22 protein-coding genes, 1 tRNA gene and 1 pseudogene are annotated in these 19,160 nt (G+C 59.3%); 10 read left to right on the forward strand and 14 right to left on the reverse strand.

The features are described from left to right. Positions 1-18: 18 nt before the first annotated feature. Both AC244Q_RS15220 and AC244Q_RS15225 read right to left on the reverse strand, forming a co-directional pair. Positions 19-1,317, reverse strand: a complete 1,299-nt coding sequence (locus AC244Q_RS15220; RefSeq protein ID WP_128407074.1) for an ABC transporter substrate-binding protein — start codon at positions 1,315-1,317, stop codon at positions 19-21. Between the two features lie 52 nt (positions 1,318-1,369). Next, positions 1,370-2,458 carry an ABC transporter ATP-binding protein gene (locus tag AC244Q_RS15225; RefSeq protein ID WP_041935557.1) on the reverse strand — a complete coding sequence of 363 codons (1,089 nt, stop codon included), beginning with the start codon at positions 2,456-2,458 and terminating at the stop codon, positions 1,370-1,372. Positions 2,459-2,724: 266 nt separating this feature from the next. Between AC244Q_RS15225 and AC244Q_RS15230 the strand changes: the two genes are divergently transcribed. Beyond that, on the forward strand, positions 2,725-3,381 hold the full coding sequence (locus tag AC244Q_RS15230) for a GntR family transcriptional regulator (protein ID WP_128407075.1): 657 nt from the start codon (positions 2,725-2,727) through the stop codon (positions 3,379-3,381). Between the two features lie 62 nt (positions 3,382-3,443). Here the strand turns inward: AC244Q_RS15230 and AC244Q_RS15235 are convergent, their stop codons facing one another. Both AC244Q_RS15235 and AC244Q_RS15240 read right to left on the reverse strand, forming a co-directional pair. Next, a complete protein-coding gene (locus tag AC244Q_RS15235) occupies positions 3,444-3,857 on the reverse strand; it encodes a DUF4174 domain-containing protein (RefSeq protein WP_128407076.1) in 414 nt (137 codons plus the stop codon). Positions 3,858-3,978: 121 nt separating this feature from the next. Continuing rightward, a complete protein-coding gene (locus tag AC244Q_RS15240; RefSeq protein WP_003561145.1) occupies positions 3,979-4,362 on the reverse strand; it encodes a BRA0787 family protein in 384 nt (127 codons plus the stop codon). Between the two features lie 362 nt (positions 4,363-4,724). Between AC244Q_RS15240 and AC244Q_RS15245 the strand changes: the two genes are divergently transcribed. Beyond that, a complete protein-coding gene (locus tag AC244Q_RS15245; RefSeq protein WP_012758351.1) occupies positions 4,725-4,931 on the forward strand; it encodes a hypothetical protein in 207 nt (68 codons plus the stop codon). A 25-nt stretch (positions 4,932-4,956) separates the two neighbouring features. Then, entirely contained in the window at positions 4,957-5,196 is a 240-nt protein-coding gene (locus tag AC244Q_RS15250) for a DUF2934 domain-containing protein (RefSeq protein WP_012758352.1), read from the forward strand. A 119-nt stretch (positions 5,197-5,315) separates the two neighbouring features. Here the strand turns inward: AC244Q_RS15250 and AC244Q_RS15255 are convergent, their stop codons facing one another. Further along, on the reverse strand, positions 5,316-7,241 hold the full coding sequence (locus AC244Q_RS15255; protein WP_128407077.1) for a DUF5054 domain-containing protein: 1,926 nt from the start codon (positions 7,239-7,241) through the stop codon (positions 5,316-5,318). Between the two features lie 329 nt (positions 7,242-7,570). After that, the gene (locus AC244Q_RS15260) at positions 7,571-7,765 is read right to left on the reverse strand and encodes a hypothetical protein (RefSeq protein WP_012758354.1); all 195 of its coding nucleotides are present in this window, start codon (positions 7,763-7,765) and stop codon (positions 7,571-7,573) included. 123 nt (positions 7,766-7,888) lie between these two features. On the opposite strand from AC244Q_RS15260, the gene AC244Q_RS15265 reads away from it, so the two are divergent. The 3 genes from AC244Q_RS15265 to AC244Q_RS15275 all read left to right on the forward strand — a co-directional run bounded on the left by AC244Q_RS15265 (position 7,889) and on the right by AC244Q_RS15275 (position 9,619). Next, complete coding sequence (locus AC244Q_RS15265; RefSeq protein WP_012758355.1) at positions 7,889-8,614, forward strand: LuxR family transcriptional regulator; 726 nt, start codon at positions 7,889-7,891, stop codon at positions 8,612-8,614. A gap of 139 nt (positions 8,615-8,753) precedes the next feature. Next, on the forward strand, positions 8,754-9,419 hold the full coding sequence (locus AC244Q_RS15270; RefSeq protein WP_003541559.1) for an acyl-homoserine-lactone synthase: 666 nt from the start codon (positions 8,754-8,756) through the stop codon (positions 9,417-9,419). Then, positions 9,416-9,619 (forward strand): hypothetical protein, encoded by a 204-nt coding sequence (locus AC244Q_RS15275; protein ID WP_003541563.1) that lies wholly within the window; start codon positions 9,416-9,418, stop codon positions 9,617-9,619. The genes AC244Q_RS15270 and AC244Q_RS15275 overlap by 4 nt, the downstream gene beginning before the upstream one ends. A 122-nt stretch (positions 9,620-9,741) precedes the next feature. On the opposite strand, the gene AC244Q_RS15280 is transcribed toward AC244Q_RS15275, so the two are convergent. Continuing rightward, a complete protein-coding gene (locus AC244Q_RS15280) occupies positions 9,742-10,110 on the reverse strand; it encodes a response regulator (protein ID WP_105006818.1) in 369 nt (122 codons plus the stop codon). Between the two features lie 200 nt (positions 10,111-10,310). On the opposite strand from AC244Q_RS15280, the gene AC244Q_RS15285 reads away from it, so the two are divergent. Further along, a tRNA-Ile gene (locus AC244Q_RS15285) sits at positions 10,311-10,386 on the forward strand. A gap of 209 nt (positions 10,387-10,595) precedes the next feature. On the opposite strand, the pseudogene AC244Q_RS15290 reads toward AC244Q_RS15285, so the two are convergent. Both AC244Q_RS15290 and AC244Q_RS15295 read right to left on the reverse strand, forming a co-directional pair. Further along, a pseudogene (locus AC244Q_RS15290) lies at positions 10,596-11,525 on the reverse strand (tyrosine-type recombinase/integrase); the annotation flags it as partial. Continuing rightward, positions 11,522-11,794, reverse strand: a complete 273-nt coding sequence (locus tag AC244Q_RS15295) for a hypothetical protein (RefSeq protein WP_018494898.1) — start codon at positions 11,792-11,794, stop codon at positions 11,522-11,524. The pseudogene AC244Q_RS15290 and the gene AC244Q_RS15295, both read right to left, overlap by 4 nt. 711 nt (positions 11,795-12,505) lie before the next feature. Between AC244Q_RS15295 and AC244Q_RS15300 the strand changes: the two genes are divergently transcribed. Together AC244Q_RS15300 and AC244Q_RS15305 are read left to right on the forward strand one after the other, a co-directional pair. Continuing rightward, positions 12,506-12,676 carry a type II toxin -antitoxin system TacA 1-like antitoxin gene (locus AC244Q_RS15300; RefSeq protein WP_164902332.1) on the forward strand — a complete coding sequence of 57 codons (171 nt, stop codon included), beginning with the start codon at positions 12,506-12,508 and terminating at the stop codon, positions 12,674-12,676. Then, entirely contained in the window at positions 12,673-12,927 is a 255-nt protein-coding gene (locus AC244Q_RS15305) for a hypothetical protein (RefSeq protein ID WP_018494901.1), read from the forward strand. Before AC244Q_RS15300 ends, AC244Q_RS15305 begins: the two co-directional genes overlap by 4 nt. A gap of 383 nt (positions 12,928-13,310) precedes the next feature. On the opposite strand, the gene AC244Q_RS15310 is transcribed toward AC244Q_RS15305, so the two are convergent. The 5 genes from AC244Q_RS15310 to AC244Q_RS15330 all read right to left on the reverse strand — a co-directional run bounded on the left by AC244Q_RS15310 (position 13,311) and on the right by AC244Q_RS15330 (position 18,183). After that, positions 13,311-14,450 (reverse strand): acyltransferase family protein, encoded by a 1,140-nt coding sequence (locus tag AC244Q_RS15310; RefSeq protein ID WP_128407078.1) that lies wholly within the window; start codon positions 14,448-14,450, stop codon positions 13,311-13,313. Positions 14,451-14,518: 68 nt separating this feature from the next. After that, entirely contained in the window at positions 14,519-15,376 is an 858-nt protein-coding gene (locus AC244Q_RS15315) for a sialate O-acetylesterase (protein ID WP_128407079.1), read from the reverse strand. Further along, positions 15,376-16,203 (reverse strand): hypothetical protein, encoded by an 828-nt coding sequence (locus tag AC244Q_RS15320; RefSeq protein ID WP_128407080.1) that lies wholly within the window; start codon positions 16,201-16,203, stop codon positions 15,376-15,378. The genes AC244Q_RS15315 and AC244Q_RS15320 overlap by 1 nt, the downstream gene beginning before the upstream one ends. A gap of 2 nt (positions 16,204-16,205) precedes the next feature. Continuing rightward, positions 16,206-17,966 (reverse strand): hypothetical protein, encoded by a 1,761-nt coding sequence (locus AC244Q_RS15325; RefSeq protein WP_128407081.1) that lies wholly within the window; start codon positions 17,964-17,966, stop codon positions 16,206-16,208. A 70-nt stretch (positions 17,967-18,036) separates the two neighbouring features. Continuing rightward, positions 18,037-18,183, reverse strand: a complete 147-nt coding sequence (locus tag AC244Q_RS15330) for a hypothetical protein (protein WP_164902333.1) — start codon at positions 18,181-18,183, stop codon at positions 18,037-18,039. 66 nt (positions 18,184-18,249) lie between these two features. On the opposite strand from AC244Q_RS15330, the gene AC244Q_RS15335 reads away from it, so the two are divergent. Continuing rightward, positions 18,250-19,068, forward strand: a complete 819-nt coding sequence (locus tag AC244Q_RS15335) for a hypothetical protein (RefSeq protein ID WP_128407082.1) — start codon at positions 18,250-18,252, stop codon at positions 19,066-19,068. Positions 19,069-19,160 lie beyond the last annotated feature (92 nt).

The following is a 19,160-nucleotide window of genomic DNA, read 5'->3' on the forward strand; positions in this document are numbered from 1 at the left end:
GGGAAAAACGGCAATCGCTTAGGCCGCGATGAACTCGTTCCAGCGGCGGACCATGTAGCGGTCCTCGTCCATGACGGAGTTCCAGCAGGCCACCGCTCCCATGCGGGCTTCGAAGGAACCGCCGTCGCGAACGGCGCCGGCCTTCTCCATGACCTTGCCCTCGGGAGACAGAATGTCGCCGGCAGCCGGCTTGCCTTCGATCCAGTAGCCCCATTCGTCGGCCGACATGAATCCCTTGGCAGTGTCCATGCAGGCGGAATAGTACCCTTGACGGTTGAGATAGCCGCCGACCCAGCCGGACGTGTACCAGTTGATGTATTCATAGGCGGCATCGAGCTGCGCGCCCTTGAGGTGCGAGGCAAGGCCGAGACCGCCACCCCAGGCGCGGTAGCCTTCCTTGAGCGGCTGGAAGGTGCAGGCAATGCCCTTCGAACGGACGGCGGCGACGGCCGGCGACCACATCGACTGGATGACCACTTCGCCCGACGCCATCAGGTTTACCGACTCGTCGAAGCTCTTCCAGAAGGCGCGGAACTGGCCGTCACCCTTGGCCTTGATGAGGAATTCGATCGTCTTGTCGATTTCTTCCTTCGTCATGTTGCCCTTGTCGGCATATTTGATCTTGCCGGAGGCTTCCATGATCATCGCCGCATCCATGATGCCGATCGACGGGATGTTGAGGATCGCGGTCTTGCCCTTGAAGGCGGGATCCAGAATATCGGCCCAGCTGGTGATCGGACGGCCGGTGAGATCAGGACGGATGCCGAGCGTATCAGCATTGTAGATGGTCGGAACCATCGTCATCCACTGCGTCGGCTCCTTGGCGAACTTCTTGGAATCCTGCGCTTCGACGAAGCCGACCGTGTGTGGCGCCGTGCCCTGGGCGATGACGCTCTCCGGCTTTAGCTTGCCGTTGATGAACAGCGGTACGATCTTGTCGTAATATTTCAGCTTCTTGACGTCCATCGGCTGCATCACGCCGGTCGGGAACACCTTCTTGGCGATCCAGTATTCGACGTCGGCAATGTCGTAGCTGTCAGGCTGGGTGACAGCGCGCTGGGCGGCGGCGTCGGAATCGGTTGCCGTCATCTCCAGCGTGATGCCGAGATCGGCCTTGCACTTCTCGGCGATGGCATTGATGTTCGAAACGCCGGTGCCGAACTGGCGAAGCGTGATGTTCGTCTGCGCCCAGATGGTGGGAAAGCCGGTGATGGCGCCGGAGCCGGCGATGGCGCCGACGGCAGCAGCACCCGTCTTCAGCAGCGTGCGGCGGGAAAGCCCCTTTTCCGCCTTGGTCGATGTCGTTTCAGTCGTCATGTCAGTTCCCCTTTTCTTGGATGGAAGGTTCAGTGTTCTTGATGGTGATGGCTCATGCGGAAGAGCGGCCGAGAAGCACGGCATCGTCGAGCGCCCAGCTGAGCGAGACGGTGTCGCCGACGGCAACCGGCCGGGCGAAATAGTCGCCGTCGTCGGCAATGACGGTGAAGTCGTCGCTGCCGGCGCCGAGGACGGTAATCTTCACGGAAGAGCCGCGATATTCGATGTTGGAGACGATGCCATCGAAGCCGAGCGTCCATTCGGTCGCCACCTGCAGGCGCACGCGGTCGGTGCGGATACCGATATCGATGGGCTCGCCGACTTCCCTGCCCGTCCCGCGCACGGAAAAGCTCTGACCTTCCGGCACGGTCATGACGAGCACGCCGTTCTCGTTCGACGTCACCCGGCCGGACAGCACATTGTGGTCGCCCATGAACCGCGCGACGAAGGCCGTCGCCGGCCGCTCGAAGACCTCGCGCGGGGCGGCCGCCTGCTCGATCCGGCCGTCATTCATGATGACGATGACGTCGGCGAGCGCCATCGCCTCTTCCTGGCTGTGGGTGACGTGTACGAAGGTGATGCCGAGCGACTTCTGCAGCTTCTTGAGTTCGGCGCGCATGCGGATCTTCAGGAACGGATCGAGCGCCGACAGCGGCTCGTCGAGCAGCAGCGCTTCCGGATCGGTGATCAGCGCGCGCGCCAGCGCCACGCGCTGCTGCTGGCCGCCGGAAAGCTGGGCCGGACGCCTATTGGCATAGGCCTCCATCTGCATCAGCTTCAGCATTTCGAGCGCCTTGGCCTGCCGCTCTTGCCTATCGATACCCTTCATCTTCAGGCTGAAGGCGACGTTGTCGATCAAATCGAGATGCGGGAAAAGCGCGTAGGATTGGAACATCATCGCCGTGCCACGCCTGGCCGGCGGAAAATCGGTGACGACCACATTGCCGAGGCGAATATCGCCCGACGAGATGCTCTCGTGGCCGGCGATCATGCGCAGCGTCGAGGTCTTGCCGCAGCCCGATGGGCCAAGAAAGCAGCAATAGGAGCCGGCGGGGATCTTCAGGCTGATCGCATGGACCGCCGTCGTCGCGCCATAAACCTTCGAAACGGATACTATATCGATCTCTGCCGCTTTCGACATCATGCCTTCCCCTGTTCGGAAAAGACGATGCATCTGCCGTGCCAGACTCCGATGCTTGCAGCAAGCCATTGCGAAATAATGATTTTATCAACACCGCAATGGAGAGAGCAAATTATAGGCGCAAAACGATCTGCACATGATTTAGGCTATCGTGCGCAATTTGTGCAAAACATCGTATACAATCCGATTGCAATTTCGGGGACAAATTCTGTTTAACTTTACCACGAAGCCGGGTATGGTTTGCCGACCATCAGGAAATAAATTTCATGAAATCCGCCGCCAAGGCTCAGCAGGCCGAAGACTCCGCCGAAACCGGCGCGCAACAGATTCGCGATGCCATTCGCGAAGCGATCGTCGAGCGCAGGCTCTCGCCCGGCACCAAGCTTTCAGAAAGCGATGTCGGCAATCTCTTCAACGTCAGCCGCACGCTTGCGCGCGCCGCCCTGCAGGCGCTCTCCTATGAAGGCCTTGTCAGCGTCGAGAAGAACCGCGGCGCCTTCGTCGCCTATCCCTCGCCCGAAGAGGCTCGCCAGATCTTTTCCGCCCGCCGCCTGGTCGAGCCAGGCATATTGCGCGAGGCGGCGGCGCGGATCACGCCTGACGATATTACCCATCTGCGACAGCTTCTGCTGGAAGAAGGCCGCCTGATGAGCGAGCGCGGTCAGACGGCGCGCCGCGCCGAAATCAAGGCATCGGGCGATTTTCATCTTATGCTGGCGGCCATATCGGGCAATTCGATCATGCAGCGCTTCATGGAAGAGCTCGTCGCCCGCTCCTCGCTGGTGATTGCGCTCTACGGGCAATCGACCGCATCGAGCTGCGGCCATTCCGAACATGGTGACATAATCTCGGCAATCGAAGCCAACGAACTCGACCTGCGCGAACGCAAGAGCCTGGGTCTCAAGGAAGCCTTCGAACTCTGAACATGCAAAAGATGCGGGCGCGGATGCTTCCCGCGCCGCGCTTCAAACGGACTCTCGAAACGCTACCAGGGCGTCTTCTTCGGCAGCAATTCAAAAGCCGCGAAGATATCCTCGGCGGTCATTGGCTCGCTCGAGCGCAGCTTCACGATTCCGTCCCGTCCGAGCAGGATCAGCCCGAACTCGCCGGACGGCGGTCCCTGCAGCCGATTGCGAATATCGTCGGCATCGAGTTCCCAGTCATCGTCGAACAGCGCAAACGCGCCGCCGCCGGCAATGCTGAACACCTCGACGTCTTCCTCGATAAGGCGCATATGCGCCTTGCGCAGCCATTCGTCCTGGATCAGCGCGCGGTCATCTTGCGCATCGGCGAAGATGATCAGGACGCGCTTGCGATCCCGAAACTGCCCGAGCGATTGCGGAAGCTCAGGCTCACGCCTGGGTGTACCGATGATTTCATGAACAAAAGATTTCAGCATGGTGCTCATTCCTCGGCCATCGCTTGATGTGGCCGTGCCTGCCGGATTAAACGGCTGGCAATAAGCGAGGTTCCGCCAAAAGCGGAAAAGGATCGCAGCCATGGCCGCGATCCTTATTCTATCAGTCGCGGCCCTGGTCTTCGGACGCGTGGGCCGACACGGCGACGAGATCCGCAGCCCCAGTGACGTGAAGGCGCTTGCGCACCAAAACGCGCATGACACGCGCCGCCGTCGAGAAGGTCATCTGGTCGAGCGGGCCTTCGCCCTCCCACGGCTTGGTCAGCCGCTCGGTGACGGCGCCGACGATGTTCATCGGCACGATGTCGGTGCATTCGCGCATGGCTTCAAAAACGAAGCTGATCGGCATGACCCGTCCTTCGTAGGTCACGATCGGTTCGGTCAATTCGCTGTCCCATTCCTCGAAGGCATAGAGCGCTTCGCGAAACAGCTGCTGGAGGTTAAACGGCGCGTGGCCGTCATGAAGTGGCGGCAGTGCATTCATCATGTCTGTCTCCTCTTGATGGGTTGAAGCCAAAGTCCTCCGGTCTCGGTCGCGCCAACGCGGGGAACGGAACATTTCGCTGCCCCTGCGAACCGAATAACACTATTGATTCTATAGAGTAACGCGCAGGGGTAAAGCCCATTTATCCGCCGCCGCAGAAGCGATTTCCATAACACCCTGATATTCTTGCGTGTTTTAGACGAAATTTTCTCCGCGCACACCAGCCTTAAAAATCTATGCCACCCGCCTAGGATCGCTCCGAAATGGCACGGCGAGGGCGAAAAAACCCTGAAAACTCACGGAACTTTTGTAGCTGTAATCTGTTTTGTTCTCACAATTCGCAACACACACTGGGGTTACCACCAATGACGCAAATCCGTGAACCGGAGCGCCGCAGCAGGATCCTGCGCGGCCGCCCCTATAGCCTTGATGAATTCGCCTCCAAATATGGCCTCCGAAACGAGCAGGCAGAAAGCCTGTTCACCCGTTTCGGGCCGTCCTCGATCGAACTCGACCTGCTGATGGCAGCCAAGCGCCGGCCGCCGGTTCTGCAGGACGGAATTGCCGAATAGCACTTTTGACGAATGGAATAGAGAGATGAGTGATAGACGCCACGAATGGATCAGCAAACGGGCTTACGCGATCTGGGAGGAACAGGGCCGGCCTGATGGCCGCGGCGACGAGCACTGGCGCCAGGCCGTTGCCGAACGAGACGCGCTGGAGCGCACGCAGGCCTCGTCCGATGGTCGCGAGGTCCTGGTGAAGTTTCGCCCGAAGCCGCAACGGCCCGAAGCGCCATGCGCCGGCTGGTTCAGCCCAACCGCAAACGTCGGCTGAACTCTTTCTCACACCGGACCGGGCCGCTTAATCCGTACAGGATGAAGCGGCCCAATCGCGGCGAATCCCGTGGCTCAATCCCCTGCGGGATCGCGCCGCTCGATGCCAGATCGAGCAACTCAGTCGAACCTTAACCGGAAGCGCGCCTGAAAATCTCCCTGCCACCACATCGGGAAATTGGTTCCCCATTTATTGTTGTGCAGATTGAAGCGAATGCCAGAGCCGAAGTCCGGCCGCGTCCTATAGAACGTCATGAAATCTGAGCCTTGCGGCGCAACGAGCGGCGCATCGAAGGTTTCGATTGTCAGCGGGCCATCGACAAGATCACCGCGTGCTGCGGTCACAGCCTGCAATTGCCCGCCGCCGCTCGTCGCAATGTTCCCGGATCGATGCCAGAGGCCCATCTTGCGGAAATTCCAGTCCCCGTCACCCTCAGGCGTGAAGGAAAGGAAGCTCGCCTCCGGCATGCGGTTGGCCGGCTTGTCGTGCAATGTCAGGCTGAGGTTCAGGCGATTGCCCTCGGCGGTGAAATGCAGCATCACATGCGGCGGCGCGCCATATTTCTGCACCGCCACTGCCGGCATCGACAGAAGGATGCCCGCCCCATCAGTCGCTTCCAGCGCCGGCAGAGAAACCTTCGAAAGTGCTGCCCCGGACCGCGCAAGCCCCGGCTTGCCATGGTCGAGCACCGCCCATTCCTGGCGATGGGTCAGGTAGGTCTCCATGTGCCTGTTAACGTCGCCGGCATCGTAGCTCTCATATCGATAGGCGATCAGCGAGCCGTTGCGGCCGGAGATCGTCCGGCCGGAGGGCGAGGTGATTTCGGCGACATCGCCGCTCGCACCGTCGAGCGCGATCGACCAGCCGCCGGCCTGCAGGCGGAGCTCCCGCCCGCCGCCCTCGATCACGGCAGGCGTGCCGAATTCGGCAAGCACCGCCTGGGCCGCCTGCCGGTCCGTCTCGTCAAGCTGCGAGACCGCTTGGTCGAGATAGGCCCGCTGCTCGTCCCACGAGGCTTCGGTATAGGCGAAGCGATAATCGGATCGGCGCGCGGCCTCAAAATCGGCCCGCGACCACGCCTTATCGTCGCGCAGATAGGATTTGATATCGACGCCGCAGGTATGCTCGGCCACCATCGCTAACGCGCGCCCGAAGGCGAGACGCCGCGCGTCGAGCCCATCCTTCGCGAAGCGGTCATAAAGCCGCTGCAGCGCCAGGAACCGCGCCGTCTTCACCGGATCGCTGCCGCTGCCATGGATCCAGCTGTCGCCGAGTTCCAGCTCGACCACAGGGAAGCGCTCACGCTCGTCCCAAAGAATGGCGCCGTAATCCTCGAGCGTCGCAGCGCGGATGATCGCATCCGGCTCACGGGCGCGTAATTCGCGATAGGCTTCGGCCGTCTGCGGCACGCTCTGCGGCCCCATATTGTCGTTGGTATGGGCAAAGCTCAGCCCGTCCTCGAAACCGTCGGGGAAACAGGTCTCGCCATAGGAGCGCTGGTACATGACGACCACCTCCTCGCCGCCGGGCGCCCGCCAGCGGAAGATGTCGGGCACATCGGGCGGTGGTGAGGCCGTATTGACGCCGAGATGCAGGAAGCGAATGCCCGCCTCGGAAAGCAGCGGCACCATGCCGAGCGTATGGCCGGGCACATCGGTCATCTTCGCCGCGATCGTCGTCTTGCCGAAGCGGCGGTCAAGCTCGTGCGAATAGGAAAGCCCGGCCCGGAAAAGGTCGGGCGACATCAGCTCCGTATGCGTGGTGAACGGCAGGCCGTGCCAGCGGATCAGCCCGCGCTCAATCGCCTGTTCCAGCGCTGCCACCTCTCCCGCCGAGCGCGAATTCAGATGGTCCCAGATCAGCCATGCGCCCGTCGTCCAGATGAATTTCGGCTCGTCGGGATTTTCGGCATGAAAATGCTTGGCGGTCTCGATCGCCTGCGGAATGAAGCGCTCGTGATATTGCCGGCGGACTTTCTCGGCATGGTCGGTAAAGCCGATATCGAGGTGGGTCTTGAAGACCAGATGCACACGCTTTTCAGTCATTCCATTCCACACATCGGTGATGATACCCGAAATTCTGCCAGCGCTACAAAGGCGCGACGGAATGTAACCGTTTCCACAAACACCATTGCTCCTGTCACAAACGCTCCGTCAACCGTTTCGGAACAGATCGATGAAATAATGCGGATTTCTTAACCATAGATCCAGAACGCAGCGTCCGATCCTTTCGCCATCAAATCGAATCACGACATGAATGAAGACGTGTTCATCGGCAATTTTGGAGGAAAGGCGGTGGGATTTCCCTGCCGACTGGCGCGGGTGCCCCGCCCAGATTGCGGAGAAATGGCTGGTCGTTCGGGGAAGGCCGATCGTCAGAAAGCGTTGCTTTCCTGGCAGAGCGCCCGGTGGACCTCGGTCCAGAACAGCGCCAGCGGCGTGTCACCGTTGCGTTCGGCAACGAGGGCACGAATCAGCGCTTCGGAGCCTGCCATGTCCTGCCAGCTGGATTTCAGGCCCTTGGCGGCCTGTTGGCATTCGGCAATCTCGAATGGTCTCTTGCTGTCCATATGAGGTCTCCTCATGACAGGCGCTAGCAGGTGGGACCCGGATTGTCATTCCCCGCATATGTGGGGATGCCTTGTATTTATGACAGCGCTCGCGGTAGGATTGAGGGGATTGGGGCAGTGGAAATGATTGAGAATACCTACAGCGAAAAGTTCGAGTCCGCTTTCGAACAGATCAAGGCCGCGGCCAATGTGGATGCCGCCATCCGCATTCTCCAGACGGAATATGGCCTCGATTTCGTCACCTACCATCTCGCCCAGACGATCGCGGCCAAGATCGATTCGCCCTTCGTGCGCACCACCTATCCGGATGCCTGGGTCTCCCGCTACCTCTTGAACAGCTATGTGAAGGTCGATCCGATCGTCAAACAGGGCTTCGAACGCCAGCTGCCCTTCGATTGGAGCGAGGTCGAGCCGACGCCCGAGGCCTATGCCATGCTGGTCGACGCCCAAAAGCACGGCATCGGCGGCAACGGCTACTCCATTCCCGTCGCCGACAAAGCGCAACGCCGTGCGCTCTTGTCGCTGAATGCCCGCATCCCGGCCGAGGAATGGACCGAACTCGTCCGCCGCTGCCGCAACGAATGGATCGAGATCGCCCATCTGATCCACCGCAAGGCCGTCTACGAGCTGCATGGCGAAAACGATCCGGTGCCGTCATTGTCGCCGCGCGAAATCGAGTGCCTGCACTGGACGGCGCTGGGCAAGGATTACAAGGATATTTCGGTCATCCTCGGCATATCGGAGCACACCACGCGCGATTATCTGAAGACTGCCCGCTTCAAGCTCGGCTGCGCCACCATTTCGGCGGCCGCCTCCCGGGCCGTTCAATTGCGCATTATCAATCCCTAGCGCATCGGCCCGCAAAACCGCGGCTTTGCGCGACATGCTCTGCCCCCCCTCATCTGGGGGGGCCCATCTGAGGGAATTTCCGATCCGGCCCGCATGAACCATTCTGCTTTCCACGAACTTGAAAACGCTGGAGGGCAAAATGTTCGTTATCATTCAGGCACATGAGTATCAGAAATACGCTGCCGTACTCGACCAGATGTTTCGCCTGCGCAAGAAGGTCTTCGCCGATACGCTCGGCTGGGACGTTCCCGTCATCGGCCCCTACGAACGCGACAGCTACGATTCGCTCGCCCCCGCCTATCTCGTCTGGTGCAACGACAGCCGCACCCGTCTTTATGGCGGCATGCGCCTGATGCCGACGACAGGCCCGACCCTTCTCTACGACGTCTTCCGCGAGACGTTTCCTGACGCCGCCAATCTTATCGCCCCCGGCATCTGGGAAGGCACACGCATGTGCATCGACGAAGAGGCGATCGCCAAGGATTTCTCCAATGTCGATGCCGGCCGCGCCTTCTCCATGATGCTGCTTGCGCTTTGCGAATGCGCGCTCGATCACGGCATCCATACGATGATTTCCAACTACGAGCCCTACCTCAAGCGCGTCTACAAGCGTGCCGGCGCCGAAGTGGAAGAACTCGGCCGTGCAGACGGCTACGGCAAATACCCCGTCTGCTGCGGCGCCTTCGAAGTATCGGACCGGGTGCTGCGCAAAATGCGCGCCGCCCTCGGCCTCACCCTACCCCTTTATGTCAGGCACGTGCCGGCCCGCTCGGTCGTGACCCAATTCCTGGAGATGGCAGCATGAACCGCCTCGCTGAAACCGCCACGCAGACCGCAATACAGAAGGATATCGGCGCCCTGGAGCGCCATGTTCTCGCATCTCGCGACATCGCCACGCAGATAGGGGATCCCTTCCTCTCCTATCTCCTTTCGATGGCGCTGTTCACGATCTACGAGAAGAAGGCCCATCATGAGAACGAGGCGCTGAAGAGCAGCTTCAGCTGAGGGTGTGGTTCCCCTCCGCCCCGCCTGAAGACGAGCATGTCTCCCGGCGCCTCGCGCGCAGCCGCAAAAACCGTCCCCGTTTTGCGGCTGCGCGCCCCTGTCATCTCATCAGGGCATTGCCGTTACGTCATCAGGGAATTGATGGTCGAAATCAGCGCGTCGTGCATATAGGGCTTCGGCAGGAAGGCGGTATTGGCGGGCAGCGCCATCGGATCGAGCCGCACCATGCCCGATGTGATGATGATGCCGATATTCGGCCGCATCGCCCTCACCCGCTTGGCAAGCTGGAGACCGTCCATCGAACCGGCCATATTGACGTCGGTGAACAGGATATCGACATCCTGCCTGCCCTTCAGCACCACCAGAGCCTCGTCGGCATTCGCCGCCTCCAGCGCCACATGGCCGACCTCCTCCAGCACATCGAGGATATTGAACCGGATCAGCGGCTCGTCCTCCACGATGAGCACCACGGCACTGTTCGAAGCCACCATCTGCGATCGCCCTCTTCATGCGGAATGTGACTTGGATAAGTGTAGCCCACGCGAGAAGGTTCCAGTGGCTGCCCACGAAATATGCATCGTCCACAGATGCTTGCGCTCACCGCTTGTAGCTCCCCCGGATTTGCGTTAGAGCGGAAACCGTGCTGCGGGAACCATTGCCCCGGCATCACGGCGCCGGCCACCGGCGCCAAGGGCCTGTAGCTCAATGGTTAGAGCCGGCGGCTCATAACCGCTTGGTTGGGGGTTCGAGTCCCTCCGGGCCCACCATTCAATTTTGCAAGCTCCTGTTTTTCCTCCATTTCTTTAGCTTCGAGGTCCCACTTTTCAACAATGGGCTCCCCAAGTGGGACACTTTTGTTCTCGTTCCGATCCGGCAAAAGAAGCTTTGTGGCATCTCCGGCCAGCTTCTTTCGACGAGCGGCGCGTGTGTAAAGATCGGCCTGCTGGCTCGTCGTCCACCCGAATATGGCCTTGAGTTGGTCAGACGTAGCGCCGTTCTCTGCGGCGATCGAAGCGCCCGCCTTTCGAAGGCCATGCGCCGAGCAGTGAAACAGACCGGCTTCGTCGCACCATTGGCGCATCTTGTTCCCAAGTCCCTTATCCGAAAAAGGCTTGCCGTATTCGGTGACAAGAAAGGTCAGCTGACCAACGGGCACCCGATCCAATTCCTCGGCGAGGTCGGATAGGATTGGCACGTTGACCTCTACCCCGCTCGACTTTCGGGTCTTACCAGGCCGAATACGAATCCAACCGTCGTTGAGATGCTGCCGGCCGAGAATGGCGGCGTCCGATAGCCGGAGGCCAGTGAACATGAAAACGGCGAGAGCTCGCCGCGCGGTCGTGCCAGGGGCGTGTCTGGCTTCGTACTGCTCGATCTCCTCAAGCGTCCATGTATGGAAGCCATCGCCTGATTTCAGGCGTTTGATACCCATGCAGGGATTCGTCTTCGCCTCCCCGACCTCGATCGCCCAAGCAAACAGCGCACTTATGGCTTTTACGATGTTGTTGGCGGCGCCTGGGCTATCGATCCTTGTATCGCGGATAGCCGTCACATGCTTTCGCTCGAGGAGCTCAAAAGGCTTGTCGCCATGCTTGACGCAAATTTCCTCGAGAATACGCCGCCGCCGGCTCATAGTATCGACCGTGACCGAGTTTGCTGCGCGCTTGAAATGCTGCTGGCAGAGCCAACGGAAGGAACGCGCCACGACAGGCTTCGATGAATCGGAAACGACGGGAGAGTCGCCGTAAGGTATGCCCTTTTCGGCACACTCATATTCGCGCAGAAACGCGGCAGTGCCCGGCTTCTCACGAAGCCGGACCTTCTTCTTGCCTTTGGTGCGGTAGTACAGCCGGATGTTGCCGTGCCGGTCAGTATCCTCGATGATGCCGCGCAAATGGAGCTTCATGCGACCCCGAGATCATCCCAAGGGTTTTCCCCTGTCGGCGGCAGATGGCGCGTGTCATCTCGAGGGAGCGCCTCGAATGCCTCATCTAATTCGCAACGATCCCATAGAATTCGGCCGCCGGCTTTCCGCGGACAGGGCATAGCACCTTGCCCCACCATATAATCGAACAGAGTGGCGCCGATGCCGACATAAGCCGCAGCGGCCACGCGTGAAAGACCGCGTGGGATCATGCCATAGGGCAAGCGGTTGTCGTTGGCGGCAGCGGGCATCGTTCCTCCGTTGGTAGTCGGACGTAGAGTGAAGTGTAAACACACCCTCGTGGTCAAGTCTGGGAACCAGTCAGCGACCGATTTACAAATATTGCAATAGAACCGGCCAGCGCGCCGCTGATGTGGTCGCGGGTGGTGATCGCGCCGGCCTATGGTGTTGGTGAGCGCTCGACCGCATCATGCGGCGACTGCGGTCGAGCGCGTATCGGCCAGGGCGGGCCGAAGGGAACCGGAGGCGCATCTAGAGCGAAAACGCCATCCGGCCACGGCGCCGTATCAAGCGGCGTCGCTTCTCCTGCCGGGTGATGGACCGGCAGGGATTGAAAATCATGCAATCTGGAACTCAAGAACTCGGAGCGGATCGCAATCCGCGTCAACAATCTCGATTACGTACTCGTCTATGCAATCTAGTATTTGAAGGCGAGCAACGATCACGGCCGGCTCGTTGGTGCAGAGGAGTGTGACGAGTTGGCCCATTTCAAACGAAAACTGATATTCGGACTTTCGAATTCTTCGTCTGCCAAGCAGCGCGCGTGGAAGAGCGGTTCTGTTGGCGGTCTTTATTGCGGCGTGGGTTGTCATCGGTGGGATCCTCGTTGCGTTGGTAAATGTTAGTATTTGTATATCGAATGATTTCATGGCGCTCAACAGCGAAGTGCGATAAATGTTTGCATGCTGCGAACATATCGCAATCTACGGAGATGGAAGACAATGGCGAAGACGGCCGCGATCGGCATTCGCATAGAGCCCGAACTGAAAGAGGCAATTGAAGCGGCCGCCAAAGCCGAGCGACGCTCTGTGGCGTCGTACATCGAGAAGGTGATTGCCGACGATCTAGAAAAACGGGGACTGCTGACGCCGGCAGAGCGGTCTGGACGATGACCTTTTCACACGCAGCCAGAATCCTAGCGTACCTTGTGCTGATCGTCGGAGCTTCGCAGCTTGTCTTGGGAGTGATCATCGCGACTGAGGCGCTACTACCGTATGAGCAGGCCTTGGCACGCTACGCGCCGGGCGCTCCAAATTCCGGGTCGGTGATCGATCGCGGCATCCAAAAATTGATCATCGCTGTCGCCCTAGGTACGCTGGCTGAAATCAGCTTCCGACTTTTGAAGATGCGAGGAGAGCAATAAACGTACTGCTCTTGACCACCCTCACCCGACTCGCCTAGCCATTTGTGGAAGGCCAAGAGCCGGGAACGCGATAAGTACCGGCCCCTCCACCGGCTCGACGCCGGTGAAAAGCGCGTGCTGCGCTTCATGATCGCGCACACAGGTCATTTAACTGTGGACCTGATACCGCAAGCGGGAGAGAAGACGATGGAAGCGTTGGCGAAGGTCGGCGTGGTGCGACCCGGAGGCAAAGACCACCGCGGCATGCGAGAGTGGTCTGTCACCGACGGGGGCCGTGCAGAAGTCGAACGAATCGACACTTATAGGAACTGGAAATTTTGAGTCGCCCCCGGCGTCAAGGGGCAACGAAGGCAGGAAACCCCTGTGCGACGCGTCCACCCACTCTATCGAGTAGGTGGATAGACCCGATCCCGAAGCCTGAATATCGGCTGCTCGATGTATTTATAGGACAATGCGGCCAAAAAAAGCGTGACGGCAGCGAAAACGCAAAGCTCAACGAGGCCACGGAATTCAAGCTTCACGCCGAAAATCGGCTCGAGTAAACGCGGTGTCACGAAGAAATAGAACGTGTAGTTCACGACCTGATGGTAGACGTAGGCGCCGTAGCTACGCTTTCCTATGAACACAAGAACAGGGTTTTCCATCAACTTTGCTGCGGTCGTCGCCTTACCAATAGCCAAGAAAAATATCAGTGATGCGGCGATCATGTAAACCGGCGCGTCAGCAAGCACCTTGCCGGCAAAACTACCCCGAAACGCGGCCTGGCCTATGCTCAACTCTGTCAATGACAGCAGGCAGAGCGCCGCAATGCCAACCACCATGATGGCGAAGAAGCAGCGCAATGCCGCGGGCGTTATCCGCCTGCTTGAAGTGATGATGGCAACCGCTGAGCCCGCAGCCAGTGAATCCAGATTTCCGAGTGTCACGATGAATTGAGCTTGGCTAAAATCGGCGCACCAGGCGAAGGAGCGCCAGCCGATCGCGACCAAAAATGCGCCCACTAGAAAGAGCTTCCAGGATTTCGGCCGGAGAAAGATTACTACTGGCGCCCAGAAAAGATAGAACTGCTCCTCAACCGCAAGCGACCACCATGGCGCGGCTGGTCCATAACTTCCGATGTCGTTTCGAAACAGCGCATTTGAGAGATTCTGCACGAAAAAAACGTGAGAAATCACGTCTTCCCGCACGGCGTCGCTCAATCCTATACAAATGACAAATGCAAGAGCCAGATAATAGACGGGCTGAATGCGGAAGAATCGACGACCATAAAAGCCTTTGAGGAGCTGTAACCCTTCGACCTCACGCCTTCTCCCGGCTAACTCGATGAGTATTCTCGTGATCAGAAATCCGCTGATAACGAAGAATATCAAAAGACCGCTTCGTCCCCATTCCAAGACCAGAGATGCAAGCGGCGCCCAGTGGGCGATCAAAACCAAGAGCAGCGAGATTGCCCTGAGCCCATCTAGGCCGCGTATGCGACCGCGCGCCTGTACCCCGAACTCTCGATTTGGAAGAGCGTCCAACGTTCAATCCCTCCGACTCTTGGCGGAATAGCGCAATCCTGCCGGGATTGAAAGCGCCGCTATTTTAGTTAGCTCGCCAACGCAGCCATCAACGCCGCCACTGCCAGCGTCGCGCGCTGATCCGCCCCGGTTTCGTTCAAATGGGTGTTGTCGTAACGCCCGCCCGAACCGATAGAGTCGACGTTCTCGCCTGCGAAGACAGTCGTGCCGTTCACGACGCTAGCTTGTGCGGCCAGAACAGCCGCACTCGTGGCGCCGTAATAGTAGCTTTCAGCCGCAACCAAGATCGGGCACCCCGGAATAGCGTGGTTGAACTCGGCGATCACCTTCTGCAGACTTGCCGCATACGAGGCTTGCGATGTTCCTGCCGAAGTATCGGACTCGCCCTGGCCCCACATAATAGCCGTGCAGGGCAGGCCGGCGTCGCGCAGCCGCAAGCCAACTACATTGATCTTGTTGAAGAGGAAAGGCGCCGTCGCCTCACTCGCCCATTGATCGGCTCGCGTATTGCCGACCGCCATGGGCACTAGGATCACGCGATCGAAGTAGCCAGCAGCGATCAGTTTATCGGCCATCCGCATCATCCATGTGCCACGCAGATCGGTGATGGTGCCCCCGCTGACATTGATGCCCAGCAACGGATCCTTGGCCCGGTAGAGCTTTCCGTCATAGATATTGAGCTGATCGATGTTCGTATTGACTGGAACGTAAGGCGTTGGCACTTCGTTGACGCTCAAGGATTGGCCAAGAACGATGATGACGGCAGTTCGCGGCCCGATGTCTCCTCGTGCAACCTCAATGCGACCGGTCAGATCCAGAACCGGATCTGCGCCAGTGATCACATCGCCAGCCGGATAGATGTAGTTGGCACTCGGGCTCAGGAAATTATTAAGCGCCAGTCCGGCGCCACCAAAAACCATCGCCATCAGACCACCACGAAGCCAGAGATGCCGGTCTGGTACCCGTTAGCTTGGCCACCATCTCCATACCACGTTTGGCTGCCACCAGTGCCTCGTTCAAGCCAGCGGAGCTCGTGATATCCGAGACCGAGATAGCCGCTATAAGCAGCCGCTGACGGGAGGATCGGGAACACGTTGCTTGCCGCCCCGGGGCGCTTGACCTGCGAACTGTCAGCCGAGGAACTGTCGATTCCGATACCAGTAAAGCCGGAGACTACAGTGCCAGTCCCGTTTAGCATGTAGCCGCTCGCTTCGACACGAACCATTCGCCCAGACACGCCATTGAAGACTTCAATTTGATTGAGGGCGCTGCCGTTGGCTTGCCGCCACGCCGCTGCGCTGTAAGACCAACTATCCGTAGGATCCGTGCGGCACACCGGCATGATTACCGCACCACCCAAGCTCCACACGAGCCGAGACTGCAACGTGCTACGGGTTTGGCCGGCGGCATGGCACCGGAAGCCCCCAACCAATTCGCCAGCTTCAGCGGCGAGTGCGCCGATTGCATCGGCATTGACGAACCGGCCGTCGACTTCGACGACCGCCATGGCGCGCGTGACGCTGTTGGTCCATGCCGGCCCAATCACGAGAACACCGCCAGGCGAAACAAAAATGTCGTAGTTCTTTCCGGCCTCGGCGGATGAGATGTCGAGCGTAGCTCCGCCATAGTACAGCGTCGAGGTCGTGATATCGGTCTCGGGGTAGCTGTCGGAGGAGACGGAAAGCCGTGTTCCGCCTCCGCCAGTGCCAACATTGCCATCGATCATAACTGCTGGAATTTTAGTGAGGCTCATTATTAAATCCTTCCGCGGCGATCGATGTAGCCGCGCGTCGCTAGGTAGAGACTGCCGGCAGCGCCCGCTTTATGCCGAACCTGGCCGGACGTATTGGTCCGCACCTCGATGCCGGCCGAGGCGTTCTCGCTGGCGTTCTGCATGTTGGAAATATTGAACAACGAGTTGCCGACGCCAAGCGACTGGTCACCCTCGTCAGGCGAGCTCACGAATGCGCCGACCGTGTCCGTGCCGGACGTGAAAGTGGCGTTCATGATGGCGCGAACCTTGAACCCAGAAGGAACGCCAGCCAGCGTCACGAGCGCAGCGGTCGTTCCGGTGCTGTAAGCGGCTCCGCCATTTTCTTTGATGGCCGTTTGCCAGAGGAATTCGTCGCCATCCTGGGAATCCGCAATGATGTTGCCGCTGCCATCGGTCTTGGTGCTTCGGATCCGGCGATACTTTGTGTACGCTGCCGGGATGTTCCCGCCGATCGTAGGCGCTGAAGCGCTTGCCGAGCAGCAGACGTCGACGACGCCCGTGTCGGGCCGCTTTATCAAATACCAGTGAAGCCAGGAGCTGGTCGGCTTGGTGCCCGTATCCATGCCGCCGTTGCCACTTCCGACAGCCCATCCGGCATCCGATCGCTTTGTGATGGCGGACGCAAGAACCATGATGACGGGAGACGCGCCGGCGCTCGCCGCTTCGCCGGTTGCGAAATCCATATCATTGTTGGCGTCGGTGACATTCTGCGAACCGGCGAGCCCATAGAGTCGGCCAGCAACGCCAGACGACACGGCGACGGCCGAATCGACCTCGCTTTTGCTGTAGACGGAAAGCTTCGTCCTGATCGCTGCAATGTCGGTTGCCTTGATCTTGTCAGCATCGACGGTCTCGCTGCCGGGGACGTTGATATTGATCCGGCCGCCGAAGGTCACCTCGACGTTATTCTCGATTCCGTCGCCAGGAGGGGCCTCGCTGAAGGTCAACGTGGTGCCCGAAATCGAATATGATGATTTCAGCTGAATGACGCCGTTAACGTTGACCGACGTGTTGTTTTTCGACCCAGGATCTACCGACAGCGTGAACGCGGTCTGCGAACCGTTGCCGGCGAATGTGTTCAAGACCTTGTCGTTCAAGGCCAGCGCCGCGTAGTCGGCAGCGAGATCGGCGGCCGCCTCGGCGGCAGCAACAATCGCGTTCGACGCCTGGTCGGATATCAGTCGAAATTCCGTACCCTGCTGGCGGCCCAGAACGATCATGCCAGCAGGCAAGCCTCCAACTACGGGATCATTGCCGGGATTCGTTTTGATAGTGAGCGGTGAAGCGCCATTGAATGCGACTGTGACCGGTGTTGCCGTGTTGGTGGCGTAGATTGGCAGCCACACGAGCGCCGTTTCAGAGATCGGAATGTCAGTCGTGGCTTGGAGAGCGTTAGGTGTGCCGGCGCCGACGTTCGATGCTGGAATGAACGGATACGGCAGATCGGCGACACGTGCCCACGTGCCCAGACCAGAGGCGCCTGATTTCTGGTAAATGCCGTTGTAGGCGGTCGTCGGGTCGGCGATGACCCAGGCCATCGTACTTTCTTCGTGATTCACATCGGCAAGAAGAAGGGCGCGGGTCGTCTTTATGAGGCTGTTGACGACAGATGATCCTGCGATGAAGCTCTCGAGGTAGGTTCCCCAGCTGCGGATCTCCGCTTTCGTGGGCTTGTGGTTACCGGACGATGGGATGCCATCGGTCACGAAGTCTCGGTAGACCTGCCTTGCGGTCAGAACCATTGAATTCTCCAATAAAAAAGCCGCTCGAAGGCGGCTGCAAATTTGATCGTGATGGCGATGAGGCGCGGGGCTATGCCCAACCTGTGCCGTCGCTGAACGTCGCGCCGTCGTCGAAGGGGATGCCGGGGTCTTCATCCGCCTCTGTAGGCGGCGGGTTCGTTTCGTCTTCGTCGGGCGCAGGTGTTGAATCGCCGGCGAGGGCGTTTGTTTTGGTCATCGATTTTTCCTTGGATATCGGGCGCAACCGCTAGACGCGGAGCTTGCGGCGAGGCTTCATCAGCGGATGAAAAAGCTTCTTGCCGGTTTTGTTGGGTTTGCTGTTACCCTGTTGCTGCTTGCGGTAGGGCGAGAAATCTACCTCGCGTTCACGACGAGGCCCGCCCAAGAGATCTTCGTGAGCATATTCACGTGGCTCGGCCGGTTTGGGTGGCTCAGCGATTTTCAGACATTAATTGCCGCAATGCTTGCGCTCTTGGGGGCGTGGTGGGCGGCCAGTGCGGTGCATCAGCAAATCAGGCACGCAAAGCTCGTTGAGGCAGCAAGACGTATGGATAGGGCAGCGGCAGGAAGAGCGGTTTTGCCGCTAGCCCTTAGTGAGATTTCCGACTATGCGGTGGCGTGCGCTCGCCAACTAAGATCACTGATCCAACAATCGGAGCACGGCGCCCTGCCGGCGACCGTTAAAGTTGGTCCAGCACCGGAACTTCCGGCGGGCGCAATCCAGTCATTCCTGAACCTCATCGAGGTTATAGAGGGGAAAAACCGCCAAGCGCTTTCTACCCTCATCGGAACTATCCAGATCCAACGTAGCCGCCTTCGCAGCATAAGCGAAAGAGAGCGAGGAGAGGGGCACATCATCCTAACGCTAAACCTTGAACGCTATGTGATGGACGCCGCCGAAATCTACGCTCAAGCTGCCGCTCTCTATGATTTCGGGCGCAAGCCAGACGTTGCCTCCGTTCGGCCCGTGATGCATTCCGATATTGCGGCCGCACTCCACAATATGCGGATATTCGACGATCTATATGACACGTTGGTTGGGCGCTACGGCTTGGCGTCAAAAGACGTCTGGGTTCCCCCGTTCGCTCAGCCGGCGAGCTAGCGACCCTCATATTTTCAATTGGGGAAATGCGCGTAAATGGCCACGAGCGGTCCAATGGATCGAGCCATTTTAGCGATCCGAGGTACCCCCCC

The sequence above is a fragment of the Rhizobium sp. CB2179 genome (assembly GCF_057653455.1).